The following is a 26,190-nucleotide window of genomic DNA, read 5'->3' as shown; positions in this document are numbered from 1 at the left end:
GACGCTGGCAGGACCCAAAAAGAGGCACGGCCGAACACCTGGAGAGTTGTTGTTGTTTTAGTCGCCTTCACGGTTGGCGAATGTTCCTGGACCGATCTTATTCTTCACGCAGCAAGCTTGAGAAGAACGCTCCAAGTGATCAGGCTCGGCTTTTCCGATCACCTGCCCAGCCTGTCCTGACTTGCCTCCAGCCTACCGAAAAATCAGGGCCTGGAGCCGTTTGCATGCGTTCAAAAATAATGAACCTGATCGGCCAAACCGATCTGTGCGCACCTATAGCCATCAGATAAGCTGGCGGGCATTCAATGGTTTAAATGCTGAAACCTGAGGCAGTCCTTCATGACTCTCACCCATCTTCGTGCGTTCTGTGCCGTGGTCGAAAAAGGCAGCTTTCGCTCTGCCGCACGCCAATTGGACGTGGCGCAAAGCACCCTGACCCAGTCAATCCAGACCCTGGAAAAAGAACTCGGTGTGGTGCTGCTGCAACGCTCGAACCAAGGCATCAACCTGACCTCGGCCGGTGAAGTGTTCCTGGTACGCGCCCGCTCCATCACCCTCGACTGCGAACGCGCCCTGCTCGACCTGCAACCGTGGAAAGGCGAGCCCGAAGGCCATATCGACCTGGGCGTGACCTCCGAACCCCTGGCCGAACTGCTGGTGCCGGTGCTGAGCAACTTCACCCAGCGCTTCCCGCGCATCCAAGTGCATGTGGCTAGCGGCACCACCAAGGGCCTGGTGGAAAAAGTCCGTGATGGACGCCTGGATTTCGTGCTGTGCCCGTTGGCGCCGAACGTCACCGATATCGACCTGTCCATCGACCGTCTCTACAGCTCCAGCGCGGGCATCATTGCGCGTAAAGGCCACCCGCTGGCCCAGGCCAAGTCGGTGCAGGAACTGGTGGACTGCCAATGGATCAGCGTGCGCTCCACCGGCGTAATCGGCGGCGCGGAAAACCGCCTGGTCCAGCTGTTCCGCACCCAGGGCCTGGCGCCGCCGAAGATCGCCATCACCACCGACTCGCTGCTGGAAACCCTGCACATCGTCTCGGAAACCGACTACCTGACCATCGAGCCGCGCATGCTGCCGGGGATGAAGCTGTTCTCCAGCGCACTGACTACCATCGCCATCGAAGAACCTCTCGCGCCCCGCGATGTGTGCCTGATCAGCCGCCGTTCCGCGCCTCTCACCGGGGTCAGCCAGGAACTCACCAGCATGCTGATTTCCTATTCCCGGCTGGTGCACCGCAGCCGTTGATCCACCCTTTTGCCGAGCGTTTCCATGCCCCTGACCTCCTACGATGGTTTACCCCGCGCCAGCGCCAGCAGTGTTGGCGTTGACCCCGACCGCCTGATCGCGTTTCTCGACGAGGTCAAGGCCGCCGGCCTCGACCTGCACGGCTTCATGTTGCACCGCCACGGCCACGTCGTTGCCGAAGGCTGGACCTGGCCGGTGGACCCCAATGAGCCACGCGTGCTGCACTCCATGGCCAAGAGCTTCACCGGTTGCGCCATCGGCCTGGCCATCGAAGAAGGCTTGCTCAAGCTGGATGATCGCCTGGCCACCTACTTCCCCGACGAAGTGCCCGCCGACGCAGACCCACACCTGGCCGACATGACCGTCGAACACCTGCTGACCATGCGCACCGGCCACGCCAGCAACACCTCCGGCTCCGTGTGGCGCGGCATCAACACCAGCTGGATCGCTGAGTTCTTCAAGATCCCTTTGGCCTACGCGCCCGGCACCGAATATGTCTACACCAGCGCTGCCAGCTACATGCTTTCGGCGCTGATCAACCGCGTCACCGGGCAAACCTTGCACGACTACCTCAAGCCGCGCCTGTTCATCCCCCTGGATATTCACAACGAAACCTGGGACATCGGCCCCGACGGCGTGAACCCTGGCGGCAATGGCCTCACCGCCCCCGTGTCGGCGGCGCTGAAACTGGCAATGCTGCACGCCCAGGACGGCCTGTGGAATGGGCAGCAAATACTGCCGGCCGCCTGGGTCCGCGCCGCCACCCAACCCCAAGGCGGTCCGGACAGCCGTTACGGCTACCACTGGATGATGAAACCGCGCCCGGCGTTCAGTGCGTTGGGCGTGTTTGTGCAGATGGCAGCGGTGTACCGCGAGCACAACGCAACCTTGGTACTGGTGGGGGGGATGAAGAACTCGGCGGAAATCGTGCCGTCTATCGAGCGGCATTTTCCGGCGGTATTGGGTGAGGATCGCAGCGTGAAGCCCGAGGCGGATGCAAGATTGGAGCAGCGGTTAGCGAGTATGGCTGAGCGGCCTTCGCTGATCTCGGACTGCAAGGCGCCGGAGGATTCAAAGCGCGCATTTGCCGTGGCCGAGAACAGCCTGGGTGTAAGCCAGCTGTCGTTCGAATTTTCAGGCGATGTCTTGACCTTCGAACTGACCGACGACCAGGAGACCCATCGCGTACAGGTCGGCATTAACCATTGGCTCAACGGGCTCACCAGCATGCCCGGCCGTGCGTTGCACCATGGGTATGAATTCAACAACGCACAGATCGTGGCAGGTGCGCGTTGGTTGGATGAGACCACGTTGGAAATGACCTGGATCTATCCGCAGACGGCGTTTCGGGATCGGGTGGTGTGTGAATTCAAGGAGGGTGGCGTGAGCTTCGCTCGTACGGTGAATGTGAACAGTGCGGGGCGGGAGCAGGAAGTGTTGGTGGGTAAATCGCTCTAAGCGATCCCTCCCCCTTGTGGTGAGGGAGCTTGCTCCCGTTGGGCTGCGAAGCGGCCCCAATGAAGCTATCAAGTTCCTTCAGGCAGAATGAGGTGGCTGGATTTGGGGCTGCTGCGCAGCCCAGCGCGGGACAAGCCCGCTCACCACATGAAAGCGTTAGAGCGCTTCCTAACCGTAGCACCGAGGCGTCTGCATCGCAGCGATGCGGCGACCTTGCCAGTTAAAAACTGTTACCTATGTGCGTGAACTGATTTGTAACCCATGTGGGTGAGTCATACCGGCATGAGCCTTTGGGTTACTTTTGGGCTCTTTTTGTATGGACCGGACACATGGTGGACGGGTGTACGGGGACATGGTGGACACTTTTCGGCGAGCCAACTTCGCCGGAAAGCCATCATGCCCTGGAACACGAGAGACACCATGAGCCTGAAAGAAGAGTTCATTGCCTTTGCACGGCAACCCGGTAGTAATAAACGAGAGCTATGCCGACGATTCGGCATCAGTCCGCAAACGGCCTACAAGTGGCTCAAACGCTACGAAGCGCACGGTCAGCCAGGGCTGCAAGAGAGGTCTCGCAAACCGGCCACCAGTCCCAAACTGACCACCGCAGCTCTGGAAGCGCAGGTCATAGCACTTAGGCAAGACCATCCAGCATGGGGTGGACGCACAATCAGCAGCCTCTTGAACAAGCAGATCGCTCCCAGCACCGTCACCAATGTCCTGCACCGGCACGGTCTGATTCAGCCTTCTCAGAAGGAACAAGAGGCAAAGCTGAGATTTGAGCACGATGCGCCTAACGATCTTTGGCAGATGGATTTCAAAGGGCATTTTCCTACGCAAGAAGGCCGATGCCATCCGCTGACCATGCTGGACGACCATTCACGATTCAATTTGGCAATTCAGGCCTGTGACAACGAGCGTGGAGCTACGGTGAAGGAGAAGATGATCGAGGTATTCCAACGCTTCGGATTACCGGCTCGCATCAACGTTGATAACGGCCCGCCATGGGGCTCGCCACGCAACCCTGGTGAAATCACAGAGCTAAGTATCTGGTTGATTCGCCTAGGAATTCGGATCAGCTTCAGCCGTCCATACCATCCTCAAACAAATGGAAAAATCGAACGTTTCCACCGCTCACTCAAGGCCGAAGGATCGTGTCCCGGGAAGTGGTGTAACTGAACCAGCCGAAGGCGCCCTGCGGGCGAAAGAGGATGGTCATCGTGGTTCTTGGCTAACGTTGAGTTTGCGAAGACCAAACACTCACCAGAGAAACCACGATGACCAAGCCCACTATCGCATTGACCGAGTTGGTTGAGAAAGGGGCAGACGCTGATCTGCTCAAGCAAATGATCCAGTTCGTTGCCCAGCGCATGATGGAGTTCGATGTCGAAGGCCTGTGCGGCGCGGGCTTCGATGTCAAAAGCCCAGACCGGACAAATAGCCGTAATGGCTACCGTGATCGCCTTTGGCAAACCCGCGCCGGCGACGTTGACCTGAAGATCCCGAAGCTGCGCCAAGGCAGCTACTTTCCTGGCTTCCTCGAACCCCGACGTACCGCCGAGAAGGCCATGGCGGCGGTGATCCAGGAAGCCTACATCCAAGGCGTTTCAACGCGTTCGGTGGACGAGCTGGTCAAGGCCATGGGCATGACCGGTATCTCCAAAAGCCAGGTTTCACGGCTAGCGGGTGAGATCGATGAGCGCGTTCACGCTTTCCTTGATCGCCCGCTTGAAGGCGACTGGCCCTATCTCTGGATCGATGCCACCTACGTCAAGGTGCGGGAGGCCGGGCGCATCGTCTCGGTCGCCGTAATAATCGCCGTGGCCGTGAACACCGACGGTGGCCGCGAAGTCCTGGGCATGCGGGTTGGGCCGTCAGAGGCTGAGCCGTTCTGGACAGACTTCCTGCGCAGCCTCATGCGACGTGGCTTGCGGGGCGTGAAGCTTGTCATCTCCGACGCCCACGAAGGGCTCAAGGCGGCTGTTTCCAAGGTATTCAACGCGACCTGGCAGCGCTGCCGTGTGCATTTCATGCGCAATGCCATGGCCCACGTCGGCAAAGGTCAGCGCACGATGGTGGCGGCGTTGTTACGCACGGTCTTTGCCCAGGACAGTCGCACCGAATGCCATCAACAATGGCGCTTGGTCGCTGATCAACTGCGCGAAAAGTACCCCAAGATCGCAACGCTCATGGACGGCTGCGAGGATGAAGTTCTGGCGCACATGGCGTTTCCCAAGGCGCACCGGCAGCAGTTACACAGCACCAACCCGCTTGAACGGCTCAACGCTGAAATCAAACGCCGCACCGATGTCGTGGGGATTTTCCCCAACGATCCGGCCATCACACGGCTGGTAGGCGCGATGCTGCTGGAGCAGAACGACGAGTGGTGCCTGCAAAGACGTTACATGCAGTTGGAGGCCTTCGAAGCGGTCAGCGATAATCCACAAGCCAAGCTGTCAGCTGTGATCAACTAAACGGCGAACTTAATGGCAAGAGCCATGATGAGTTACACCACTTCCTGGGACACGATCGGCCGAAGTGCTTGAAGGGCGTCATTTTTCCACTACCAAGGAGGCTCAAAAAGCGTTTGATCAATGGCGTGAGATTTATAACCTACAACGTCCTCATCAAGCGTTGGATTACAAGGTACCTATGGACCGGTATCGCTCCAGCCCCTGGATTTATCCGCAGCAGTTATCGGAGTTTGAATACGGTCCGGATGATGTGCTGGCTAAGGCTTATCACAGTCGATTTCGCTTTCAGAAACGCTATTTCAGCATTGCCAAGGGTTTGGCTGGGCTTCATATCGCGATACGGCCTAACCCTGAAAGTGATGGCCTTTTTGATGTCTACTTCTGTCATCACTTCCTACGAACGATCGACGTGAGCAAACCTGACTATGGTTCATAATGTGTCAACCATGTCCCCGCACATGTGTCCACCATGTATCCGGTCCATACAGGCTCTTTTCAAAAGTGACCCGCCGTAAGGGCGGAACCAATATCAGCCGTTATCGCAGCAATGGATATTCACTCAAGACCGAGGCTTAACCCCACCCGCCTGCCCCCGCAAATACAACGCCTCCACCAGCTTCTGTCGCTCCTCCCGAGGCAACGTACCGGCAAACTGCGCCAAGGTCGAATCCACCAACGCCCGCAGCGCCATATCCGCCTCCCGCGCCTTGGCCAACTCCGCCACCAACACATCCCGATCCAAGGTCGGCGCCTCCAGCTGCTTGATCACCCCCAACCGCGCCTCCCGCCCCGCCATCACCAGCGGCTGGCTGTCGGCACGGTTATGGCGCAACAACTGACGCAACTCCCGCCGCCGCTCCGGCGGCAACTTGACCATCGCCTGGCGCAACCCATGCTGATTGACCACCGCCTCCACAGGCTTGGCGCTCGCCATCCAGTGGTAAAGCCCCCCGCCTACCCCGCCAATCAAAAACACATTGAGCAACACCGAGACCAGCAACCACGGTTTAAGAGATTGGGCGCTCATTGCTCGGTTTCCTCAGCGTTGACGGTAAAGATGACTTGCGCATCGCCCTGGTCAAACACGCTGGGCAACACCTCGGCAGACACCATCGGCAGCGGCACGCTCATGGACGCCACCAGCATGCCGGTGACAACACCGGCAATGCCCACCCCCACCAGCCCCGCCGGTGACAGCCAGCCGGCATAACGCGACCAGAACGACCTACGGCGCGGCGCCGACTCACGGATCTGTCGGGTCAGCGCCAGGTCGATAAATGCCAGTTGATGACTGTCCAGCTGGGCGTCGAGCCAACCGGCCTGATCCAACGCTTCACGGGCACTGGGATTGCCGCTATCGAGCAACGCCTTAGCCGCCCCGCGCTCAGCCAGCGGCCAACGCTGCAGGTCGGCGCCATAGGCGTCAGCCAGATAAGCAAATCGTTCGGGTGTCATGATGTTCCCCTTCCTGGGCGGGCAAGCCCGGGTGTATCGGCAAGTTGGCGGCGCAACTGGCGTCGGGCCCGCGACAGCAGGCTCTCCAGTGCCTCGACGCTGATATTCATCAGGGCCGCGGCGTCGATGTTCGACAGCTCCTGGTAGTACTGCAACACAATCGCCTCGCGCTGGCGCTCGGGCAAAGCGGCCAGTGCGGCGGCCATGCGCGCGCTGCGCTCGGTGCTTTCCAATTGTTCATCCAGAGGCGGTGCGCTGTCTGCCAGCTCCAGCGCCGCCTCCTCGTTCAAAGGCCGCTCCTTGCGCCGACGCAAGCGGTCATGGCACAGGTTGAGTGCCACGCGGTGCAGCCACGTGTCGAAACGCGCCTCGCCACTGCGCCAGGTGGATGCCTGGCGCCAGATACGCAGGAAACTTTCCTGGGCCACGTCCTTGGCTTCGTCGGCATCCCCCAGTATCCGGCTGGCGAGAGCCAGCAGACGCGGCAGTTTGCGCGTCACCATTTCGTTGACGGCCGCAGGTTCGTTGTTGCCGATACGTGCCAGCAGTTCAACGTCCGGATCAGTGTCGTTCAATCGGGCAATTCTCGGTCAGCGGATCCAATGCCCTTCGCGCCAGTACCAGTTGGGACCGTGGGCTTCCCAATGGCCGGGCTCCCAACGTGCATTGCGCATCACCGGCTGCCAATGACCCGGCACCCAGCCATAACCGCGTCCTTCCCAGCGCCAGTGGCCTCGGTCCCAGGCGTAACCGGGCCGCTCCACGGGGACCATTTCCACGCGCTCCGGTGGCGGCGCCTGGCGGATGATGATTTCGGTCTGGGCAAACACCGGGGTGCTGACAAACGCGGCAAGGGCCAGCGGAGCAAGCAAGGCAAAGCGCAATGTGGCCAGGGGTCTCATGGCAACTCCTTCAAGCGACGGGCGAAAGTGCCGGTTGCTGATGGGTTGAACGGGGCGTGTCGAAAAATCCGTCGCAGGACGCGCAGATTATTGTCGCAGGCAGTATTGCCCAGGGGAGGAAGGCACTTGATGAAAGGTTTGAAAGCTTCGCGACGGATTTACGCCGGTGGCAACGTTGAAGGATTAACGCTGATCAACCCAAGAGGAAACACCATGTCCCGCCGACTTTACCTGCTGGTTGCCGCACTGCTGATCGCCAGCCTCAGCGGCTGCGTGATCGTGCCGGAACACCGCCATTGCTGCTGGCGCTATTACGGCGCGCTCGATGCGCCGACCCACAGCGTCAACAGCTAACCGACTGCCGCAAACCCCCGGCGCCCGGCCTTGATTTCGGTGCGCAACTCGCCAATCAGGTTTGAGATGGAACGGATGCTGTCCAAACCTTCGGGGGACACACCGGTCAGCAGCAGGTCGACCCGGCCGGACACGGGCTCGAAGATGTTGATGCGCAGCGAGCCGTCGCTATTGAGCGTGCAATCGCACGCCAGCGGCAGGAAACCCGAGGCCATGATGCGGTTGAATTCAACGATTGAAATCATGACAAGTTCCCATCCCTGGGCCTCACGAGGTGTTGTGATTGAGACAGAGTAGATGAGGTTCTACAGGCCATGGAAGCATTAATGCAAAAGTGTTAGCCATGCCTCATTTCGCCCCGAAAACGCCGAATCACTGACGCCAGAAAACCCGCATTTCGACCTCTCGTCTGCTGCTCCGGCGAGGGCTTGACTCGAAGCGTCGATCACCAGACGCTCTTGGCTTTTCGCCATCATCTTGAGCCAAATCACCATGAGCATCGACCCTCCGAGCCAGCCCGACAGCGATGTGTACAAGACCTTGCTGGAGTCGACCAAGGCCATCCCTTGGCGCATCGATTGGCAGAGCATGACCTTCAGTTACATCGGCCCGCAGATCGAGACCTTGCTGGGTTGGACTCCGCAGAGTTGGGTGAGCGTGGACGACTGGGTTGAGCGCATGCACCCGGATGATCGGGAATACGTGGTGAATTTCTGCGTGTCGCAATCGCGCGCCGGGGTGGACCACGAAGCGGACTACCGCGCGCTGACCGTGAACGGCGACTACGTGTGGATTCGCGATGTGGTGCATGTGGTACGCAAGGACGGCGAGGTCGAAGCACTGATCGGGTTCATGTTCGATATCAGCGAACGCAAGAAGACCGAAGAGCACCTGGTGCGTCTGCAAAAACAACTCGAGGAATATTCCTACCAGGATGGCCTGACCGGCATCGCTAACCGGCGCATGTTCGACACCGTACTGGAACGTGAATGGGCCAGCGCCCAGCGCAGCCAGTTGCCGCTGTCGTTGATCATTCTGGATATCGATTTTTTCAAGCAGTACAACGACCACTACGGCCATATCAAGGGCGATGAATGCCTGCGTCAGGTGGCGAACACCCTGTCCCAGGCGGCCAACCGACCACGGGATTTCATCGCGCGTATTGGCGGCGAAGAGTTCGTGTGGTTGTTGCCGGAAACCGATGCCGCGTCCGCCCGGCAGGTGGCGCAGCGTTGCTTGCACCTGATCCGCCAGCAGCACATCGAGCATGGTTTTTCGGCGGTGTCGAACCTGCTGACCCTGAGCCTGGGCGTCGGTACGCGCATCGTGAAACCCGACAGCCCGATGCTGGGGTTTGTCGAGGAGGTCGACAAGTTGTTGTATCAAGCCAAACGCAATGGGCGGATGCGCGCGGAGTTCGCTGACGGTGAAGTGTGACGCGAAAGTCAAATCGCAGGCAAAAAAAATCCCAAGTAGCTGATGGAAACTTGGGATTTAAAAATGCATAAACCGTGGGAGGTGAACGCCCGGCTATAGTAACGATTGTAAAAACCTGTAACAAGATTATTTTAATCCTTTCGTCGGATTAAAAGCGCTGTAAGTCATTCAATAACCACACATTTTTTAAGGTAGCGCAGTATATGAGTGCCACTTTTTGGTGCAACTACTGAGATTATTTCCACTTATAAAAAAGGGTTATTGGATTAACGCGGCGTCACACTTTTGGATATACGCTCATTCAATTGTTTGCAGGCTTCCTGGGTTTCAAGGCTATTGGGCAGTACCGAGCGCCCTACACTTTCCACCTGCCTGCACAGTGCCAGGCGTTCGTTGGCGGCTTCCCGCTCGCGGTCAACCTCGGCGTTGAGCCGCATAAAATAGAACCCCAGCAATACTGCAGCGCAGAGCACGGCGAGCACGAAGTAGCGAAAGCTGTTGGACGGCGGCTCGGGTGGGTTCATGACGTTACTGCGCCCTGCTCTTCTCGTAACGCACATCATCGCCGTCTACTGGACCGACCACGCTCCACCCCAGCCGCTGATAAAACCCGTTGGCACGGATTCCGTCGCGGCCGTCGGTGATCAGGAACAACCGATCATGGTGTTCAAACAGCGCAGCCTCGGCCACCGCCATCAGTTGACGGCCCAGGCCCAGGTTTTCGAAAGTCGGTCGCACGAACATCGCGAATACCTCGCCTCCGGCCAGGTCGACCATGGCAAAGGCGGCAGGCTGGTCATTCACCTCGGCGATCCAAACGCAGGGCGCTGCGCGGATACTGTCGGCCAGCACTTGGGGCGTAATGCCCAGGTCGGCCATCTGCTCGACACTCAAATGGTTTTGCACCACCGAGGTGCGAATGGCGAAGAGCGTATCGACATCGTCCTGCGTCGCCACGCGGATTAGCGTTTGCATACTGGCCTCCCTAGTAGAGGGCGCAATTGTAAGCAAATAGAAACACAGTGAATGTCGTGGATTTGTAAAACGCCTACAGCGCCTCGCCCTGCTGCTGACGACGGAACTGCCCCGGTGCCACGCCATGGGCCTTGCGGAAACACCGGGAAAAATACGCCTCGTCAGTGAAACCGCAGCGGTGCGCGACCACGCCAATCATCTGCGCACTGTTGAGCAACAAGGTGCGCGCCAACTGCATGCGCCGGTCGAGCACCAGTTGCGAGAAGGGTTTGCCGGTTTCCTTGCGCAACAGGTGAGTGAGGTAGTTGGGCGACAGGAACGCCGCCGCCGCTGCGTCCGTGAGGTTGAGGGTCGGTTCATGCAGGTGCTCGCGGATATAGCCCTGCACCCGTGCCAACGCATCCTTGCGCCCGCGCCGCGTGGCATTGTTGGCGGCGAAGGCCTGCAACGGCTCGGCGTATTGTTCGCAGACCAGGCCGACCAGTTGAAACAGATAGCCCTTGAGGCGTTCGCGGGCGCCGAAGGTACGGTGGGCATCGAGTTCGCGCATATGGGCGAGCCAGGTTTTTACCTGCTCGAACGCCGCATCTTCAAGGATGAAGTCCAGCTGTTCCTGAAAGCGAAACGGCGAAAGCTCGGGCGCCTGGCCGATGGGGATGTCTTCCAGGTCTAAGGGGTCGCAGGTCAATTGCGGCAGGAAAAACGCCTGGCTGAAGTTGATCAGCATGAATTCGCCCTCTTCAGGATGGGGAATCACATGCAAGCGATGGGGCAGGATAAACGCCAGGGCTTTGCGCGGAAACGGCCGCACCGCGCCGCCGATATGCTGCACGGTGTCACCGCCGAGGTTGATCTGGATCTGGAAATACTCATGGCGATGAGGGCTGGTCAGCGCCGCCCGCCCGCGTTTGTCGCGGATATAGAAGTCGGGGCGGTCGCTGCGTTGTTGCATGCCGTAAGTGGTGACGCGGGTGCCTGGCATAACGGTCTCTCGGGTGGCCTGGGCACCACTGTAGCCTCAACCCTGGCCGAGGGTGAAACGCAACTCGCCGATGCCGTCGATGCCGGCGGTGACGACATCGCCCGGTTGCAAGGTGCCGACGCCCACCGGGGTGCCGGTAAAGATCAAATCGCCGGCCTTCAGTGCAACGGATTTGGACGCATGGCTGATCACTTCACTGACGGACCAGATCTGGTCGGCCAGGTCGCCCACCTGGCGCTGTTCACCATTCACGTTGAGCCAGATCTTGCCACTGGACGGATGCCCGACCGCGCTCACCGGTTGCAGCGCCGTTGTCGGTGCGGACGCATCGAAAGCCTTGGCCCAATCCCACGGGCGTGAGAGTTTTTTCGCCTGGGCTTGCAGGTCGCGGCGGGTCAGGTCGATGCCGACGCCATACCCCCAGATGTGGGAAAACGCCTGTTCCGGGCTGATGTCGACCCCGCCCTTGCCGATGGCCACCACCAATTCCACTTCGTGGTGCAGGTCGGCGGTCAGCGGCGGATAGGCGACCACGCCTTCGGCCGGCACCACGGCATCCGCCGGTTTCATAAAAAAGAACGGCGGCTCGCGGTCCGGGTCATGCCCCATCTCACGGGCGTGTTCGCTGTAGTTACGGCCCACACAGAACACCCGGCGCAGCGGGAAGCGGGCTTCGCTGCCCTGCACGGCCAGGGATGGGATGGGTGTCGGGGTGAATACATAGTCAGTCATGGCTTGGGCCTCGTCGTTACCTGGCGCCAGTATGGCGAGTGGCGCCGGCGCGAAGTTGGACAGGTCTACGCAGATTTTGCACTGGCCGGTGCTTGAGGCGACCGATCCAACAGGCGATACAACGGCAGGCACGCCGCCTGGATCAACAGCATGCGGATGACCTGCATCGCCGTCACCAATGTCACGGCCAGGCCCAAGGCCTCGGCGGTAAGGCTCATTTCCGGCGCGCTGCCGGGCATCATGCCCAGGGCCAGCGACAGCCACGGCATGCCCAACCCGGCACCCAGCGCCCAGGCCGCCAATGCGCTGGCGATCACCGAACCGGTCAATAGCAGCAGCACTTTGCCCAGCAGGCCCGGCGCGCGCTGGAAGAAACTGCGGTCAAACGCGACACCCAATGCACAGCCAATCAGCAACTGGCCGCTGCCGCTGAGCCAGCCCGGCATGCTCATCGAGAGGTGATTGCAGCCCACGCCCACCGCGCAAATCAGGAACGGCCCGAACGTCCAAGGGTTAGGCAACTTGCACTGCTTGAAGCCCAGGGCCGCCAGCCAGCCCACACCGAGGATGAAGATCAGCCAGGGCCAGACCACCGGCAATGGCGCATGCGCAGCGACGGGGGGCATGCCGAAGGTGGCGACTGCCGGCACCGTCAAAAGAATCAGCAACAATCGGATGCTATGGGCGGCGGCGATAAAACTGGTGTCCGCCTGGCGTTGGCGGCCCAGGTGCACCATCTCGCTGGAATTGGCCGGCATCAAGGCAAAGAATGCGGTGCTGAAAGGCACGCCCCAGCGATGCAGGAGCAGCACCGAACACAGCGCCAGTACCAGCGTCAGCAACACCGCAGTGACGATCAGCCCAAGATGGGCCGCCACCTGCTGCATCACCGGCAGGGTGAAATGACAGCCGATGGCAACCGCCACGATGAGTTGCCCGGCCTGGCGGCCATGGGGAATTTCCGGCACCAGGCTGCCAGCACAACGAGTCAACATCACGGCGACCAGCGAACCGATCACCCAGGGCAACGGCCACCCCGCCCAACTGGCAAGGCTGCCGCCCAACGCGCCGATAATCAGTGTGAAAAGCCAATGGTTGGGCATGGTCGGGTACTCGGCATGGAGAAGAATGCCGACAGGCTATAGACTTGCTGTCATCACAGAAAATATCCATTTGTTAAGCCAGCTATCACACTTTGTTATGCGAGCCATCATGAACCTGAAAGCGCTGGAGTACTGCGTCGAAATCGCTCGCCAAGGCAGCTTCACCAAGGCCGCCCAGGCATTGCACGTGGCACAGCCGGCGCTGAGCATGGCGGTGAGCCGATTGGAGGATGAGCTGGGTGTGGCCCTGTTCAACCGCGCGACGCGGCAGATCAGCGTGACTGCCGAAGGCCGGTTGTTCCTGGCACGCGCCGAGGCGTGCCTAGAAGGCTTGGCCGGTGCCCGCCGTGAATTGCAGGACCTGACCCAACTGCACAGCGGCGAAATCCGCGTGGGCGTGCCGCCCATGTATGGCATCCGCCATATTCCCGAACTGCTGATGCAATTTCGCGCCCGGTACCCCGGCATTGCCATGCATGTGGTGGAAGGCAGCGCCGATGACATCAGCGAACGCCTGGCCACACGGGATATCGATGTGGCGCTATTGGAGTCGCGACGGGTGGATCCGGCGTGGGAGTCGGTGCTGCTCGGCAGTGATGAGATGGTGTTGTGCATGGCCGAAGATCACCCGCTGGCGGGCAACTCGTCCATTGCGGCGCAGCGGCTGCAACACGAACCGATGCTGGTGTTCGATAACACCTTCCTGCAACGCCATCTGCTGGACGCCTTTTGCAGTAACGCCCGAGTGCGTTTCAACATCGCCCTGGAAAGCAACTTCGTGCCGCTGGTGATTACCGCCACGCGCAACGGCATGGGCGTCTCCACCTTGCTGCGGTCGGTGCAGGAGCAAGAGCCAGGGTTGGCCGGCGTTTCATTCGAGCCGGCGCAATTCATGCACTTCAACCTATGCTGGCGCGCCAGCGAATACCTGTCCCAGGCCAATCGGCGGTTCATTGAAACGGCGAAGGTGTATTTCCAGGAGGACGCCAGCTCGCCGCTGTCACGTTAAGCGGTTATTTGCGTGCGACTTTGTAGCGCACGCAATCCTGATAGAAACCCTGGCGGATCGCCTCGGGCTTGAGCCGTGAACGGCTGTCGTAGGTCTGTTCGGTGATGCCCATGGCCATCATGCGCATCCACGACTTGTTGAACTTCATGCTTTGGATCTTCTGCCGCGCCGCGTACAACGACACGCCCGACAGCTTGAGTTCCTGGGCCCTGGCGGCGGTGCCGGCGCCCCAACTGCACATGTACTTGTCACCCTCGCGCAGCTCCCGTGCCTGCACGGCAGCCGCGCCGCCAGCCAGGGAGCAGGCGATCAGCATCATTCCAACAGAGCGCATTTGCATCCTCACCTAACCACCTGAAAATAAAAGCGATTCTGGCGAGGATTTTGTTACAAAGGGGCCATTAAATTGCCTTATTGCGCAAGGTTTCAGCTGGCCGCCGCCGGCGTGGTGCGAAAGGTGATACCGAGGCGGTTGAAGGCGTTCATCAAGGCAATACCATAAGCCAGGTCGGCCAGTTCCTTGGCACTGAACTCGGCGGCGGCCGCTGCGTACTCGGCGTCCGAGACGTCGCTGTGGGTGACCGCTTCCGCGAAGGCCAGGGCGATGCGTTCACGGGCGGTGAACACATCCCGTGCGTCGTGCCACACCGGCACCAGTACCAGCTTGTCCACGGCCAGGCCTTGCTTGAGCAGGTCACGCGAGTGCATGTCGATGCAAAAGGCGCAGCCGTTGATCTGCGAAACGCGCAGGTAAACCAGGTCGATCAGCGTCTTGGGCAGGCCGCTGTTTTGCAGGTAGACATAGACGCCACCGAAAGCCTTGTAGCCTTCCGGGGATGCTTGGGTGTAATCGAGGCGAGTGGTCATGATAAATCCTGTCGAGGTTGAGTGAAGGCACCATGCTGCAGCGCCATGGCTCACCTCTGAAGAGCCAAGAATGGGCCCGGTGACCGGACCATGATGGTCTAGTCAAATATTGCAGTTATGGTCCTTGGGTACAGGTCATGCAGCCGCTACAGTTAAGGCAGCCGCGACCAGGAAATCCCCCCCATGCACACGTTGCCCCCTTTGGACCCTACCTCGGCCGAGCCGATCTACCGTCAGCTTTACTGGCGTTTTCGCAGTGCCATCGCCGAAGGCCTGCTCAAGCCCGGCGAGCGCGTCCCGGCAGCGCGGGCGCTGGCCAAGGAGTTGGGGCTCGCGCGCGGCACCATCGACAGCACCTACGCATTGCTGACCGCCGAGGGTTACCTTGAGGCTCGCGGCCAGGCGGGCACGGTGGTGGCGCACGGCATCCAGAGCGCCCAGCCTACGCCCGTGGTCATTACGCCCTACAACGCCGTGCGACAACAGTCACACGTACTGCCCTTCCAGATGGGCCTGCCGGCGCTGGACGCTTTCCCGCGCAAAATCTGGTCGAAAATTGCCGCCCGTTGCGTGCGCGCCACGCAACGAGCGGACATGGCCCACCCGCCGGTCTACGGCCTGCCTTCGCCGCGCACCGCTATCGCCAGTTACTTGCAGGTGGCGCGGGGAATCCATTGCTCGCCGGAGCAGATCTTCGTCACGTCGGGCTACCGCAACACGCTGAGCCTGGTCACCCATGCGTTGCTGTCACCCGGCGACGCGGTGCTGGTGGAAGACCCAGGTTATCTGCCCACGCGACCCTTGCTGGACCATTTGCAGATCAAGTCCATCCCTGTGCCGGTGGATCAGGACGGCCTCTGCGTACAGCACCTCAGCGCTGCCCGCGCCGTGGTCGTCACCCCGGCCCATCAAAGCCCGCTGTGTGTGTCGCTGTCGCTGCCGCGCCGCCTGGAACTGCTGGACTGGGCCCGCCGTGAACTCGCCTGGATCATCGAGGACGACTACGACGGTGAGTACCGTTACGTCAGCCGCCCTCTACCAGCGCTCAAGAGCCTGGACCGTGAGGGCCGGGTGCTGTACGCGGGCACTTTCAGCAAAGTGCTGTTCCCCGGCATTCGCCTGGCCTATCTGGTGGTGCCCGTTTCCCAGGTCAGGCGTTTCGAGCAGGTCAGCCAGAGCTTCCTCGGCAACTGCCCGGAACTGACCCAGGCCATCGTCGCCAGTTTTATCGCCGAAGGGCATTTCGCCCGGCACATCCAGCGCATGCGCAAGCTGTACGGCGAGCGCCGCGAAGCCACCGCCAACGGGTTGCGCAAGGTATTGGGCGCGCATATTTCCATTGATGCACAACCTGGCGGGATGCACCTGATCCTGCGGTTCAAGACCCCGCAATCAGACCGCCTGCTGGTGCAGAAACTGGCGAGCCTCGGTCTCTTCGCAGAAGCCTTGAGTGAATGGAATGTCGTGCAGCACAGCGGTCCCGGCCTGCTGTTGGGATTTGCCAACATCGACTCCCAGGCCAGCGCTGAAGCATTGGGCCGGCGCATCCTGGAATGCTGGGTGGCCTAGTCATCAGGCGATTTCTTGGCGCTGTGCTTGTCGGCCAACAGGCGTGAAACTGCAACGCCCTCCCCCAACCAGGAATTCTGATGCGCAGTCTCACGGTGTTTTGCGGCTCCAACTTCGGCACCCACCCTCGCTACAGTGAAGACGCCAAAGCCCTGGGCCGTGAAATCGGCCGACGTGGTATTCGCCTGGTCTACGGCGGCAGCGCCAAAGGCTTGATGGGCGTGATTGCCGATAGCGCGCTCGCTGAGGGTGGCGAAGTGATCGGCGTCATCACCCGATTGCTGCATGAGCTCGGGCACATGCATCCAGGGCTCAGCGCCTATGAAATCACCGAAGACATGCGCAGCCGCAAAGCGCGCATGAGCGAACTGGCCGATGGGTTTATCGCCCTGCCCGGTGGCCTCGGCACCTTCGAGGAGTTGTTGGAAGCGATGACCTTGACGCAGCTTGGCGAACACCACAAAGGCGTGGCCTGCCTGAATACTGCACAGTTCTTCGCGCCGCTGCAGGGCCTGTTCGCGCACGGCGTGCAGGAAGGCTTCATCAAGGCCGAACACAGCCAGATGCTGATCGTCGAAGACCACCCCGGCGCCCTGCTCGATGCCCTTGGGCGGTGGCAGGCGCCGGTGGTCAACAAATGGATCGAGCCCGCTAAGTGCTAGCCCGTTTCGGCCTTGGCGATGCTGCTCCCGAATCCTTTCGCCAAGGCCTTTTTTCACCTCACCACTGGTACGTGGCGCTTGCCTGTACGGTGCGCTGCGAGCCATACCAGCACCACGAATAGGAGTAGCAGGACGCAACGTACTCTTTATTCGCCAGGTTGGTGGCATTGAGCGCCAGGCGCAGGTTGTCCTTCAGGTTGGTGATGTTCGGGATGTCGTAGTGCACCGCCGCATCGAACAGGGTGTAGCCCGGCACCTTGAGGGTGTTGGCCGTATCACCCCAGGACGAGCCGACATACCGCGCACCCGCGCCCGCACCGAAACCTTTCAGGTTGCCATCATGGAAGGTGTAGTCGGCCCACGCCGACGCGGTGTGACGCGGTACGCCGTAGGTGGTGGTGCCTTCGGCGGCGATGGCCGGGCCTACGCCGATGTCACTGATGGGCGCATAGCGCACGGTGTTGTTGGACTTGCTGATGCGGTTGTCCAGGTAGGCATAGGCCGCGGTGATGTCCAGGTTGTCGTTGAGGCTGGCCTTGCCTTCCAGCTCAAAGCCGCGGGATTGCACTTCGCCGTCCTGGCTCTGGCAGCGCCCGGTGCCGCACAGATGAGTCGGGTCCGGGTCGGTGGTCAGCACGTTGGTCTGGCGCAGGTCGAAGATCGCGGCGGTGATAAAGCTGTTGCTGCCCGGCGGCTGATACTTGATGCCGATTTCATACTGCTTGCCTTCGGTCGGCTTGAACACCGAACCGCCGTAGCCGGTGCCCGACTGCGGGTTGAACGACTCGGCGTAGCTGGCATAGGGGGCCAGACCATTATCAAACAAGTAGACCAGGCCGATACGGCCGGTGAACGCCTTGCTGTCCAGGGACGACTCGGATTTGGCGCCGGTGCGAATCGTCTTGGTGCTGCTGTCGGTGCTGGCCCAGTCATAGCGGCCGCCCAACAACAGGACCCATTTGTCCCACTTCATCTGTTCTTGCAGGTACACGCCGGTCTGCTCGCTGCGCGACGTGCCGTCGGTGGTGTAAGCCGGCACCGGCACGGCTGCACCATAGACCGGATTGAAAATATCCAGGGTTGGCCCGGCGGTGTACACGCCCGAGCCGGACTTGGTGTCGGTGCTGGTGTTCTGGTAGTCGAGCCCCATCAACAAGGTGTGCTGCAACGGGCCGGTGTCGAATTTGGCCTGCACCTGGTTGTCGAGGGTGTAGGCATCCAGGTCGACGTCGCTGGCAATGGTCGAACGGCGGATGGTGCGGTAATCCGCCATCAGGTAGTTGCTGTAAAGGCTGCGGTACTGGCCTTCGCTGCGCAGGTAACGCGCATTCTGGCGCACGGTCCACACGTCATCGAAGTGATGCTCGAACGCCCAGCCGATGCTGTAGTACTCGCGGTCACTTTTCTCGAAATTCTTTTCACCGTCGTAGAAATCCACATCGATGCTGCGCCCGGTCGGACTCTGCAGCACCGAGCCCCAGGCCGGCACCGAACCGTAGGACGCGCCTTTGGGGTCCTTCTGGAAGTGCCCGAGCAGGGTCAGTGAGGTGGCGTCGTCCGGGCGCCAAGTGAAGGCGCTGGACAATGACTGACGGCGCGTCTCGGTGTGTTCGACCTGGCCATCGGCATCGTCGAAAAGCCCGGCCACGCGGTAGGAATACACGCCCTGATCATCCAATGGGCCACTCAAGTCGAAGGTCGTGCGTTTCTTGTTGAAGGTGCCGTATTCCACGCCCACTTCGTGAAACGGCGTGTCCAGCGGGCGCTTGCTGACCATGTTGATCACGCCGCTCGGCGTGCCCTGGCCGTAAAGGACCGAGGCCGGGCCGCGCAGCACTTCGACGCGTTCCAGGTCGAAAGCGTCCTTTTGCGGCAAGGCGTCACGACTCGAGGGCATGCGCAGGCCGTCGAGGTAAGTGGCCGGCGAGAAACCCCGGATGGTCAATTGGTCGAGACGTGATGCAGTGGCGCCACGGGTTTCCGGAATGACGGCGGCGCTGTAGCGCAGGATCTGGTTGAGGCTCTCGGCGTTTTGCGCGCGCATCTGGTCTTTAGTGACGATGGAGATCGACTGCGGGGTTTCGATCAGCGCGGTGTCAGTCTTGGTGCCCGACAAGCTGCGCGTGGCCACATAACCGGACACTGGCCCGGTTGGGCTTTCGGTCTGGTAGGCGCCGCTGATGGTGGTGGCCTGCAACTCCATGGCCCCGCCGTTATCCGGGATCGCTTCGAGGCGGTAGCGGTCGGCGGAAAGCTTCAAGGCTTGCAAGCCGCTGCCGGCGAGCAACTGGTTCAGCGCCACATCGGTGTCGTACTGCCCACTCAGGGCCTTGCTGCGCTTGCCACGGGTCAGGCTTGCATCAAACGCCAGCACCAGGCCCGCCTGCTCGGCCAGACTATTGAGCGCCTGGCTCAAATCACCAGCGGGAATCGAGAAACTGCGCACGACGCTGCTGCTTTCTTCGGCAAAGGAGGACTGGACGGTCAGCAACGGCACGGCGGCAAAAGCCATCGCCACTGACAAGGCCAGTGGGTGCAAGGGACGAGCAAGGCGCGACATGGGAAATCCTGGGTAAGGGAGGTTCTATAAACCATGACGGCCATGTCGGAAGATCGGGTAAGGATGAGAGCGATTTTTATTTGAGTTGATGCGCTGCAATCAGGTTTATCGCTTTTTTGCAGGCTGTTGAGTTGGATCTTTGCGGTGTTCTCCTATGTTCAGTCGGCCCTTTCTTACCCCCACGCCACCACCAACAACCCCACCCCCAACACCAGGCACAACGGCGAATAAAAATACGTATCCAACCGCGCAAACCGCGACCCACCGACCTTCTTGAAAAACCCCACCAACTCCGAATCCCCAATCGCCCTGGCAAACATCACCACCGCAATCGCACTGATCCCCCACTGTAAGGCTCCGTGGGACACCGCCGAGAAATACAGCCCGGCCCGCAGACACACCATCAGTGCAATCCCCACCAACCCCATGGCAACCAGAAACGTAGCCAGCGCGGAGGGTTTGAACGCTGGTTTCGGCCCGCGAGCGAATTCGCCGGGCAATTGGGGAATGGCGGCCTGGAAGCCGAGTTTGCCTCCGGCAGCCCAGTACAAATGCACCATGCTGATGAAGGTGAAAATGCCGACAATCCATCGTGCGACAACAAAGCTCATGGCTGGCTCTCCCTTAAAAGGTGCGAAAGAGGATAGTCGCCTGGAGATTTTTTGCAGGCATTTCGTCGGCAGCTGATGGTAAAGTGCCGCCCCATGAAAATCGCTCGTGCCGACCGCTCGCTCATTGCCTGGATGCTCTATTGCTGCGTCCTGTTCAATGTGTTCGCCTGCAGTATCGGTCATGGGCAGATGGTCGGGATGCAGCTCAATGGCATCGGTGGTCAGTTTTGTACGGTAGACCCGCGCACCCAGGCGCCCAAGCCGTCCAACTCCACTGAAGAGAACCTGCCAACGCTGTCCAAGGCGTTTGGTTGCCCGCTGTGTTCCACCGGTGGCATGGGCCCGGCGCTGAGTTCCAGCTTGAATGTGGCAGTACTGCCACAGCCCCATGCACCGCCGCCGGCCATTGTCCTGGCTGCCGACATTCCTGCCCGCTTCACCTGGCCTGCGGCTAATCCGCGCGCACCGCCGGCTTTCGCCTGATCCCTTCGCTTTCCAATCTGCACTGACCACCGTTTCCGCGAGGACGTACGGGCGGTTGTGCGTTGTTTTCAAGCCAAGTTTTTCAGGATTCAACCATGAAACATCTTCCCCTGTTGGCGGGCCTGTTCGGCTGCCTGCCTGTCTGCGCCTGGGCCCTTGAGTTGGCCCCGACCACCATTGATGGCGAACAAACCGCCGAGCCTGGCCTGGCCCTGGATCAATCCAGTGGCATGGCCTCGCGCTTGGGCTTGAGCGTGCGCGAAACTCCGGCGTCGGTGGCGATCGCCAACCGCAATGACATCGAGCGCCACGGCGCCAAGACCTTCCGTGATGCCGCCAACACCTTGCCTGGCGTGAATGCCAGCGCCCCGCCGGGGTTTGGCGGGTTTGTCTCCTACCGTGGCTTTACCAGCAGCCAGATCACCCAGATGTTCAACGGGATCAATGTCGCCACCGGCCTGGCCCGGCCAGTGGATGCGTGGATCTATGACCGGGTGGAGTTGGTAGGCGGCCCCTCCTCCTTGATCAACGGCGCCGGCTCCGTGGGTGGTTCGCTCAACTACGTGACCAAGCTGGCCACCCGCGAGGAACAGGCCGCCGAAGGCCAGCTCACCTATGGCAGCTATGACACTGCGGGCATGGCGTTTGGCGTCAATCACGCCCTGACCGAACCCGGCGCCGAGGTGCAGCACTACGCGCGCCTGGATGTCAGCCGCAACACCAATCACAGCTACATCGACCGCGACCAGCGCGAGGCCTGGAGCCTGGCGTTTTCCCTGCTCAGCGACCTCACGCCCAACCTGTCTCACACCCTGGCGCTGGAATACCAGGATGAGCATGAAGACAGCCCTTACTGGGGTACGCCGGTGCTCAATCCCAAGGTGGGTGAGCTTAAGATCGACAAGCACAACCGCTTCAACAACTACAACGTTGCTGACGGCCGCTATGAACAGCGCACGATCTGGGCGCGCTCGATCATCGACTACCGCCTCAACGACAACACCACCCTGAAAAACACCCTCTATCACCTGGACAGCCAGCGTGATTATCGCAACCTGGAAACCTACCAATACAACGCCGATAACAGCGCGGTGAACCGCTCGACGGCCTATCAGGTACGCCACCAGGGCGAACAGAACGGCAACCAGTTCGAGCTGCGCCACGATGACAGTATTTTCGGTTTGTCGACCACTTGGTCCGGGGGCTTCGAATACAAGGTCAACAGCACCACCAACACCCCACTGAATGTGCCGGGCAACAGCAGCGTGGATCCGAACAACTACAACCCTGGACACTTCTACGACATCCCGCGAACCCGCGAAAAGTTCGGCAAGGACAAGACCAACGAGGTCACCACCAAGGCGCTGTTCGTGGAGAACCGCCTGGGGCTCACCGATAAACTCTCGCTGCTCACCGGCCTGCGTTACGACGCCATCGACCTGGACGTCACCAACCATCGCGCGATCACCGCCACCAATCCACGCCACTTCAAGCGCAGTTGGGAACCGGTGACCGGTCGCGTCGGCCTGACTTACCAGTTCATTCCGTCGGCCAACGTGTATGTGCAATACAGCACCGCCGCCGAGCAGCCGAACACCACCACGCAAGTGTTTGATGTTTCGACGGGCAAACAGTGGGAAGTGGGCAGCAAGTTCGATTACCTGGACGGCCGTGGCTCGGCCACCGTGGCCGCGTACAAGATCGAGCGCAAGGATTTTGCCGTGACCGACCCGCAGGACCCGACCAGCAGCATTCCGGTCGGCGCGCAGTCATCCAAAGGCATCGAGTTGGCCAGTTCGTTGCGCATCACGCCAAGGTTGCTGGCGGAGGGTAACTTCGCCTGGGTCGACGCGGAATACGATGACTTCAACGAAAAAATCGCCAGTGGCGCAGTGGTCTCGCGTAAAGGTAATACGCCAACCAACGTGCCCAAGCGCGTGGGTAACCTGTGGCTGACCTATGATTTTGCCGAAGATTGGCAAGGGGGCGTGGATGCGCGTTATGTGGCCGAGGTGTACGCCGATAACGCCAACACCCAGACGGTGCCAGCCTACACGCTGTTCGGCACGTTCCTGCGCTATAAGGTCGACTCGCACACCTCGGTGACGGGCCGGGTGCGCAATTTGACGAATGAGGTATATGCCGAATTTGCGCATGTGTCGCCAGCGTATTACCTGGGCTCGCCGAGGACATTTGAGCTGGCGGTGCAAACCAAGTTCTAGCCTTGGAAAAACAGGCCAATGTGGGAGCTGGCTTGCCTGCGATAGCGCTGTGTCAGTTGATACATCTGTGACTGATACACCGCGATCGCAGGCAAGCCAGCTCCCACAATTTGATCTTTACCTGGCAGTTAGATCCGGGATCATTTCAGGCTTGCCTGAACCTTCTGCGCCACATCCTCGGTCAACCAGGCTTTCCAAACTTCTGGGTGTTCCTTTAAAAACGCCTGGGCCACGTCCCGTGGCGCCGTGTGATTTTCACTCATGGTCGCCAAGGCTTTGTTCAGCGGCTCAATCGGAAACTCGACCTTCTCGAAGAATTGCGCAATCTGCGGATGCTCTTTCTGGAAAGGCGTCGACACCCCGATACTCAACTTGGAGGCCAACGAGCGCGTGGGCTTCGGATCAGGATTATCCGCATCCGTCAGCGTCTTCCACGCCTCGGCATCAAACGGCGGCTCTTCCAGTTGGATCAACTTGTAGCGCCCCATCAACGGCGTTGGCGACCAGTAATAGAACAGCACCGGTTTGCCCCGGCGGATCGATGAGGCAATCTCGGCATCCAGTGCCGCGCCCGAGCCACTGCGGAAATTCACATAGCTGTCGTCCAACCCATAGGCCTTGAGCTTTTGTTTGTTGACCACTTCGGAGGTCCAGCCGATGGGGCTGTTGAGAAAACGCCCCTTGCCAGGGGATTCCGGGTCCTTGAACACGTCTTTGTAGCGCGCCAGGTCCTTCACGCTCTTGAGCTCCGGCGCCAGGGGCTTGAGCCCTTTGGCGGGGTCACCCTTGACCACGTATTCCGGCACCCACCAGCCTTCGGTCGCACCTTTGACCGTGTCGCCCAACCCAACCACTTTGCCTTCGGCTTCGGCCTTGACCCACACCGGGCTGCGGCCGGCCCACTCTTCGCCGATCACTTGGATGTCGTTCTTCGCCAGGGCGGTTTCCAGGGTGATGGTGGTGCCAGGCAAGGTATCGGTGGGCAGGTCGTAGCCCTTCTCGACGATCACTCGCAGCACTTCGGTAATCAGGCTGCCGCTTTCCCAGTTCAAATCGGCAAAGTGCACTGGCTTCTCGGCGGCCGAAACCGGCAGTGCGGTCATTGACAGGCTCAAGGTCGCCACGGACGCCGCCAACAGTGTTCTCAATCCTTTCATGCCCTTGCACCTCGCGTTATCGCAGCAGACAGCGGACGGCTTTGCTACATAAGCGCGAAGCCTCTGAATAGTTAAGTCAACTCAACTGTAGTAGAGGTTCCGGGAGATAACGGGTGTTCGAGGAATTTGATGCTTATTCGCTGGCCTTGAACGTGACCAATTCACCCTTGCGCCATTTGGCGGCCTTGCCGGTCACGGCCTTCAGGGTCTTGGTCAGGCCTTCCTGCAGTTGCTCGTTGGCGGCAAATACCAGCATCACGCTGTGGCCTTCCTTGAACACGATGCCCTGGCCTTCGGCCGAGGACACAAAGGCGTAGTCGCCCAGGCCATAAACCGTCAACTTGATGTCGCGGAACTTCAATTCGAACTTGCCACCTTCACGGCTGGGCAATACCGCTGCGCGGAAATGATCGCCGACTTTGAGTTCCAGGCGCGGCTTGTCATCTACAACCATCGCCGCCTCGGTGTCGATCTCGGCGATGTAGATGCCTTCCGGCGTCTGCTCGGTGATGTAAACAAAACGGGATTGAAACTGCTTGACCAACTTTGCGCGCAAATCACCCAGCACGAACAACGCGTGCATATCCAGATTACTGACTGCCAAGGAAACGCCCCCACATCGAAAAGAGCGCCGTCCGCCAGAGCGGGCAGCACAAAAAAACGGCCATAACGGCTCGGTTACATCACTCATTCTGTGAAAAAAACTGAAGAAGATCCCACTGTCGCGCCATAAGACTAGTACAGACGTACGCGATGGACCTTGTGCAAGGTCATCAGGCATCACAGGAGATCACAGGTTCAACAGCCCGAGAATACGGGCCGACCAACTTCAGAAAATAACCTAATTAAAAATGCGGTTTTCCGACATGCAAACACAAATAAACACGCTGTCATGGAACCGGGCGCTGGCCGCCGACGACAATACTAAAACAGCAGCACCGATCAAAACCACCCAAAACGTTGCAATCAAGTCAACCGGATCGATCGAAAGGAGCAGGCCATGCAACGATCAACCTACAATGCAATGTCTTCGCACACCCGTTCATCATGCCAGGGCGAGGCTCAATACTACCGCTTGGGCGGCTTCGACGGGTACCCGGATTCGGTTCTTTACCAAGTCGTACCTGCCGGCAAAAACTTTTTCCATATCCGTGAAGTGCTCAGCGGCCGAATCAAAGGCTTTCGCAGCGGCCATGTCAAGGCGTGTGAACTGGCCAAGACACTTGAAGCCCAGTTGCAGGCACCTCACGGAGCGGTCGTTTCGTCCGCCCGATAACTTAACTGCGCCGCCGACCTGCAACAACTGCCATACTGGCCCGTCCACCGAAGTATGTGCCCTGCGGGCCAGGCTTCACCAGTGCAGTTATCTCCAAGGGAAGGCTCTACGTGACGGAATTTGATATCGGCGAATTTTTCATCCATGGCGACGCAAGGGAAGTAGACGGTGAATTTCAAGCAGTGATCATCATGCGGGCCAAGCCTCCGCTGACCACTGTCACCACCCATCAAGTGGAAAAGGACCGCTGGTTCAAAACCGTCGACGCCGCTTCCCTCGCAGCCAAGGAATCCGCCAAGGCCCTGAAAGCTGCTGTGGATGCCGGAGCCTTGAATTCCTGACAATCCGATAGAACTCTGCTGCTCCGTAACCCTCCCATGCACAAAGACCACCCTGCATGGAGAACGATATGGACGCGCCAATTCCTACCCTTGAAACCCTGTTCGAACAATTGGGCCTGGATTCAACCCCGGACGCCATCGACGCCTTTATCGTCGCGCATCCCTTGCCTGAAGATGTAAAGCTGATCGATGCGCCTTTCTGGTCTAAACAGCAAGCAGCCTTTCTGAAAGAAGAGCTGCGCGAGGATGCTGAATGGGCGATTCCCGTGGATGAGCTGAATCAACGCCTGCATCAATCGCAATAAAC

Annotated in this window: 29 protein-coding genes and 2 pseudogenes; 15 read left to right on the top strand and 16 right to left on the bottom strand. The window is 60.0% G+C overall.

All coding sequences use genetic code 11. The annotated features are described in order from the left end of the window. The first annotated feature begins 339 nt into the window (after nucleotides 1-339). The 5 genes and pseudogenes from OZ428_RS14670 to OZ428_RS14650 all read left to right on the top strand — a co-directional run. Entirely contained in the window at nucleotides 340-1,254 is a 915-nt protein-coding gene (locus tag OZ428_RS14670) for a LysR substrate-binding domain-containing protein (RefSeq protein ID WP_028616574.1), read from the top strand. Between the two features lie 24 nt (nucleotides 1,255-1,278). Then, nucleotides 1,279-2,712 (top strand): serine hydrolase domain-containing protein, encoded by a 1,434-nt coding sequence (locus OZ428_RS14665; protein ID WP_269133866.1) that lies wholly within the window; start codon nucleotides 1,279-1,281, stop codon nucleotides 2,710-2,712. Nucleotides 2,713-3,108: 396 nt separating this feature from the next. After that, nucleotides 3,109-3,861 (top strand): annotated as a pseudogene (locus OZ428_RS14660) (IS481 family transposase); the annotation flags it as partial. A gap of 128 nt (nucleotides 3,862-3,989) precedes the next feature. Next, nucleotides 3,990-5,186, top strand: coding sequence for an IS256 family transposase (locus OZ428_RS14655; RefSeq protein ID WP_060501916.1), 1,197 nt, complete (start codon nucleotides 3,990-3,992; stop codon nucleotides 5,184-5,186). A gap of 58 nt (nucleotides 5,187-5,244) precedes the next feature. Next, nucleotides 5,245-5,622: pseudogene (locus tag OZ428_RS14650) on the top strand (integrase core domain-containing protein); the annotation flags it as partial. A 123-nt stretch (nucleotides 5,623-5,745) separates the two neighbouring features. Here the strand turns inward: OZ428_RS14650 and OZ428_RS14645 are convergent. From OZ428_RS14645 to OZ428_RS14630, 4 genes are read right to left on the bottom strand one after another with little or no spacing between them, the layout of a single operon-like run. Next, the gene (locus OZ428_RS14645; RefSeq protein WP_269133864.1) at nucleotides 5,746-6,213 is read right to left on the bottom strand and encodes a periplasmic heavy metal sensor; all 468 of its coding nucleotides are present in this window, start codon (nucleotides 6,211-6,213) and stop codon (nucleotides 5,746-5,748) included. Beyond that, entirely contained in the window at nucleotides 6,210-6,641 is a 432-nt protein-coding gene (locus OZ428_RS14640; protein WP_269133863.1) for a hypothetical protein, read from the bottom strand. The genes OZ428_RS14645 and OZ428_RS14640 overlap by 4 nt, the downstream gene beginning before the upstream one ends. Then, nucleotides 6,638-7,216, bottom strand: a complete 579-nt coding sequence (locus tag OZ428_RS14635) for an RNA polymerase sigma factor (RefSeq protein ID WP_033902308.1) — start codon at nucleotides 7,214-7,216, stop codon at nucleotides 6,638-6,640. Before OZ428_RS14635 ends, OZ428_RS14640 begins: the two co-directional genes overlap by 4 nt. 15 nt (nucleotides 7,217-7,231) lie before the next feature. Then, the gene (locus OZ428_RS14630) at nucleotides 7,232-7,543 is read right to left on the bottom strand and encodes a YXWGXW repeat-containing protein (RefSeq protein WP_028616441.1); all 312 of its coding nucleotides are present in this window, start codon (nucleotides 7,541-7,543) and stop codon (nucleotides 7,232-7,234) included. Nucleotides 7,544-7,756: 213 nt separating this feature from the next. Here OZ428_RS14630 and OZ428_RS14625 point away from each other — a divergent pair, with 213 nt between their 5' ends. Next, nucleotides 7,757-7,897: a hypothetical protein gene (locus tag OZ428_RS14625; RefSeq protein WP_177077778.1), complete on the top strand. Its 141-nt coding sequence runs from the start codon at nucleotides 7,757-7,759 to the stop codon at nucleotides 7,895-7,897. Here OZ428_RS14625 and OZ428_RS14620 read toward each other — a convergent pair. Continuing rightward, nucleotides 7,894-8,142, bottom strand: a complete 249-nt coding sequence (locus tag OZ428_RS14620; RefSeq protein WP_033902309.1) for a DUF1652 domain-containing protein — start codon at nucleotides 8,140-8,142, stop codon at nucleotides 7,894-7,896. The two genes, OZ428_RS14625 and OZ428_RS14620, sit on opposite strands and share 4 nt — an antisense overlap. A gap of 247 nt (nucleotides 8,143-8,389) precedes the next feature. Here OZ428_RS14620 and OZ428_RS14615 point away from each other — a divergent pair, with 247 nt between their 5' ends. Then, entirely contained in the window at nucleotides 8,390-9,334 is a 945-nt protein-coding gene (locus tag OZ428_RS14615) for a sensor domain-containing diguanylate cyclase (RefSeq protein ID WP_269133862.1), read from the top strand. A gap of 266 nt (nucleotides 9,335-9,600) precedes the next feature. On the opposite strand, the gene OZ428_RS14610 is transcribed toward OZ428_RS14615, so the two are convergent. From OZ428_RS14610 to OZ428_RS14590, 5 genes are all read right to left on the bottom strand, one after another. Beyond that, nucleotides 9,601-9,858 carry a hypothetical protein gene (locus OZ428_RS14610; protein WP_269133861.1) on the bottom strand — a complete coding sequence of 86 codons (258 nt, stop codon included), beginning with the start codon at nucleotides 9,856-9,858 and terminating at the stop codon, nucleotides 9,601-9,603. Between the two features lie 4 nt (nucleotides 9,859-9,862). Further along, entirely contained in the window at nucleotides 9,863-10,309 is a 447-nt protein-coding gene (locus tag OZ428_RS14605) for a GNAT family N-acetyltransferase (RefSeq protein WP_269133860.1), read from the bottom strand. Nucleotides 10,310-10,382: 73 nt separating this feature from the next. Further along, the gene (locus tag OZ428_RS14600) at nucleotides 10,383-11,291 is read right to left on the bottom strand and encodes a helix-turn-helix transcriptional regulator (RefSeq protein ID WP_033898240.1); all 909 of its coding nucleotides are present in this window, start codon (nucleotides 11,289-11,291) and stop codon (nucleotides 10,383-10,385) included. A 36-nt stretch (nucleotides 11,292-11,327) separates the two neighbouring features. Further along, the gene (locus OZ428_RS14595) at nucleotides 11,328-12,023 is read right to left on the bottom strand and encodes a fumarylacetoacetate hydrolase family protein (RefSeq protein ID WP_033898239.1); all 696 of its coding nucleotides are present in this window, start codon (nucleotides 12,021-12,023) and stop codon (nucleotides 11,328-11,330) included. Nucleotides 12,024-12,088: 65 nt separating this feature from the next. Beyond that, complete coding sequence (locus OZ428_RS14590) at nucleotides 12,089-13,126, bottom strand: AbrB family transcriptional regulator (protein ID WP_269133859.1); 1,038 nt, start codon at nucleotides 13,124-13,126, stop codon at nucleotides 12,089-12,091. Between the two features lie 109 nt (nucleotides 13,127-13,235). Between OZ428_RS14590 and OZ428_RS14585 the strand changes: the two genes are divergently transcribed. After that, nucleotides 13,236-14,135: a LysR family transcriptional regulator gene (locus OZ428_RS14585; RefSeq protein ID WP_269133858.1), complete on the top strand. Its 900-nt coding sequence runs from the start codon at nucleotides 13,236-13,238 to the stop codon at nucleotides 14,133-14,135. Between the two features lie 4 nt (nucleotides 14,136-14,139). On the opposite strand, the gene OZ428_RS14580 is transcribed toward OZ428_RS14585, so the two are convergent. Both OZ428_RS14580 and OZ428_RS14575 read right to left on the bottom strand, forming a co-directional pair. After that, the gene (locus OZ428_RS14580) at nucleotides 14,140-14,469 is read right to left on the bottom strand and encodes a hypothetical protein (RefSeq protein WP_033898242.1); all 330 of its coding nucleotides are present in this window, start codon (nucleotides 14,467-14,469) and stop codon (nucleotides 14,140-14,142) included. Between the two features lie 92 nt (nucleotides 14,470-14,561). After that, nucleotides 14,562-15,002 (bottom strand): carboxymuconolactone decarboxylase family protein, encoded by a 441-nt coding sequence (locus tag OZ428_RS14575; protein WP_269133857.1) that lies wholly within the window; start codon nucleotides 15,000-15,002, stop codon nucleotides 14,562-14,564. A 183-nt stretch (nucleotides 15,003-15,185) separates the two neighbouring features. On the opposite strand from OZ428_RS14575, the gene pdxR reads away from it, so the two are divergent. Continuing rightward, on the top strand, nucleotides 15,186-16,571 hold the full coding sequence (pdxR, locus tag OZ428_RS14570) for a MocR-like pyridoxine biosynthesis transcription factor PdxR (protein WP_269133856.1): 1,386 nt from the start codon (nucleotides 15,186-15,188) through the stop codon (nucleotides 16,569-16,571). Between the two features lie 80 nt (nucleotides 16,572-16,651). Continuing rightward, nucleotides 16,652-17,233: a TIGR00730 family Rossman fold protein gene (locus OZ428_RS14565; RefSeq protein WP_442964826.1), complete on the top strand. Its 582-nt coding sequence runs from the start codon at nucleotides 16,652-16,654 to the stop codon at nucleotides 17,231-17,233. Between the two features lie 58 nt (nucleotides 17,234-17,291). Here the strand turns inward: OZ428_RS14565 and OZ428_RS14560 are convergent, their stop codons facing one another. Both OZ428_RS14560 and OZ428_RS14555 read right to left on the bottom strand, forming a co-directional pair. Beyond that, complete coding sequence (locus OZ428_RS14560; protein ID WP_269133855.1) at nucleotides 17,292-19,793, bottom strand: TonB-dependent siderophore receptor; 2,502 nt, start codon at nucleotides 19,791-19,793, stop codon at nucleotides 17,292-17,294. 173 nt (nucleotides 19,794-19,966) lie between these two features. Then, the gene (locus tag OZ428_RS14555) at nucleotides 19,967-20,404 is read right to left on the bottom strand and encodes a DUF3995 domain-containing protein (RefSeq protein ID WP_033898231.1); all 438 of its coding nucleotides are present in this window, start codon (nucleotides 20,402-20,404) and stop codon (nucleotides 19,967-19,969) included. 93 nt (nucleotides 20,405-20,497) lie between these two features. Between OZ428_RS14555 and OZ428_RS14550 the strand changes: the two genes are divergently transcribed. Further along, nucleotides 20,498-20,887: a DUF2946 domain-containing protein gene (locus tag OZ428_RS14550; RefSeq protein WP_016975551.1), complete on the top strand. Its 390-nt coding sequence runs from the start codon at nucleotides 20,498-20,500 to the stop codon at nucleotides 20,885-20,887. A 95-nt stretch (nucleotides 20,888-20,982) separates the two neighbouring features. Next, nucleotides 20,983-23,109: a TonB-dependent receptor gene (locus tag OZ428_RS14545; RefSeq protein ID WP_269133854.1), complete on the top strand. Its 2,127-nt coding sequence runs from the start codon at nucleotides 20,983-20,985 to the stop codon at nucleotides 23,107-23,109. 140 nt (nucleotides 23,110-23,249) lie between these two features. Here OZ428_RS14545 and OZ428_RS14540 read toward each other — a convergent pair whose 3' ends face one another. Continuing rightward, complete coding sequence (locus OZ428_RS14540) at nucleotides 23,250-24,266, bottom strand: ABC transporter substrate-binding protein (RefSeq protein ID WP_269133853.1); 1,017 nt, start codon at nucleotides 24,264-24,266, stop codon at nucleotides 23,250-23,252. 133 nt (nucleotides 24,267-24,399) lie between these two features. After that, a complete protein-coding gene (locus OZ428_RS14535; protein ID WP_050554011.1) occupies nucleotides 24,400-24,849 on the bottom strand; it encodes a hypothetical protein in 450 nt (149 codons plus the stop codon). A gap of 417 nt (nucleotides 24,850-25,266) precedes the next feature. Here OZ428_RS14535 and OZ428_RS14530 point away from each other — a divergent pair, with 417 nt between their 5' ends. The 3 genes from OZ428_RS14530 to OZ428_RS14520 all read left to right on the top strand — a co-directional run bounded on the left by OZ428_RS14530 (nucleotide 25,267) and on the right by OZ428_RS14520 (nucleotide 26,188). After that, nucleotides 25,267-25,542 (top strand): hypothetical protein, encoded by a 276-nt coding sequence (locus tag OZ428_RS14530; protein ID WP_269133852.1) that lies wholly within the window; start codon nucleotides 25,267-25,269, stop codon nucleotides 25,540-25,542. Between the two features lie 110 nt (nucleotides 25,543-25,652). Continuing rightward, entirely contained in the window at nucleotides 25,653-25,883 is a 231-nt protein-coding gene (locus OZ428_RS14525; RefSeq protein ID WP_269133851.1) for a hypothetical protein, read from the top strand. Nucleotides 25,884-25,951: 68 nt separating this feature from the next. Then, nucleotides 25,952-26,188, top strand: coding sequence for a DUF2789 domain-containing protein (locus OZ428_RS14520; protein ID WP_033898226.1), 237 nt, complete (start codon nucleotides 25,952-25,954; stop codon nucleotides 26,186-26,188). Nucleotides 26,189-26,190 lie beyond the last annotated feature (2 nt).

The organism is Pseudomonas sp. GXZC (assembly GCF_026967615.1).
Classification (GTDB): Bacteria; Pseudomonadota; Gammaproteobacteria; order Pseudomonadales; family Pseudomonadaceae; genus Aquipseudomonas; species Aquipseudomonas azotoformans_A.
This window is presented reverse-complemented; position numbering and strand designations above follow the sequence as displayed.